Origin of the sequence: Faecalibacterium sp. Marseille-Q3530 (genome assembly GCF_017377625.1) — a bacterium.
In the GTDB taxonomy this organism is placed as follows: Bacteria; Bacillota; Clostridia; order Oscillospirales; family Ruminococcaceae; genus Faecalibacterium; species Faecalibacterium prausnitzii_E.
The window spans coordinates 1-956 of record NZ_JAFREH010000042.1; the positions used below are offsets into that span (position 1 = coordinate 1).

The window sequence follows — 956 nt, forward strand, 5'->3', positions numbered from 1 at the left end:
GTTATAAATTTATCATATATAACAAATCAGGATTTGAAAAGGCATATAAGCAATATAGCAACCACCAAGAATGAAATCACCTAGCAGGGTTTGGGGCAGGCACGCCCCAACAAGAAGCTGTCCCAAAGGGGCAGGAATTTTTCAAGAATTGAAAATTTGTGGCCACGGGACGATTCTTGCTCTCACGAAAACCCATATTTTTTGAAAAAACGCTTTCCGCAGCCAAAGGAGGATGCACCATGAAAAAAGAGATCGAAGCCTTTGTCAACGCAGCCAACGAGCAGGAGTTGGAAGCCGCATGGAACAACCTCTCGGCAGAGGAACAGCGAGTTTTCGAGCAACTCATGGAGGAAGACTCACCCGAAGATGCACTGGCATTTTTCGCCCAGCTGTATGACGATGCCCCAAAAGAGCAGACCAGCGAGACTGTGAGCATCTCCGAAAATGAAATCTATTTCAAGCGGAAGCCCTTGACCGAAGAGCAGAAGAAACACGGCTCTTATGTGGACGAGAACGGCAACCTCCATGTCAAGAACCTGTCCGCTTTCTGGATTCCGGAACTGACCACCACGGAGAAAGTCGGTCACACCACCTACACCGTGACCGGCAGCTATGAGGGCAAGGAATCCTTTTTGAAGAAGCTGGAGCGCATTGTTGCCAAGAACGCCCAGCAAAAATTTGAAGATGAGGGTGCAGACGAATGACAACTGCGCCCAATTCTGCTATACTTGACCCGGTAACCAATCCTGTACTGACAGTTGCTCCACAGAGTAAGGAGGACACAACAATGTCTGGAGCAACGAATAAGATCACCGCACTTTACTGCCGGCTGTCGCAAGAGGACGCACGGCTCGGCGAAAGCCTGTCCATTGAGAACCAGAAGGCTATTCTTCTGGAATACGCTAAGAAGAATCACTTTCCGAACCCGGTGTTCTTTGTGGACGATGGATATTCCG

At 48.7% G+C, this 956-nt stretch carries 1 protein-coding gene and 1 pseudogene; both read left to right on the forward strand.

The genetic code is table 11. The features are described from left to right. Positions 1 to 239: 239 nt before the first annotated feature. Entirely contained in the window at positions 240 to 704 is a 465-nt protein-coding gene (locus J3350_RS13865; RefSeq protein ID WP_097774989.1) for a hypothetical protein, read from the forward strand. Then, positions 701 to 956, forward strand: a pseudogene (locus tag J3350_RS14055) (recombinase); the annotation flags it as partial. The gene J3350_RS13865 and the pseudogene J3350_RS14055, both read left to right, overlap by 4 nt.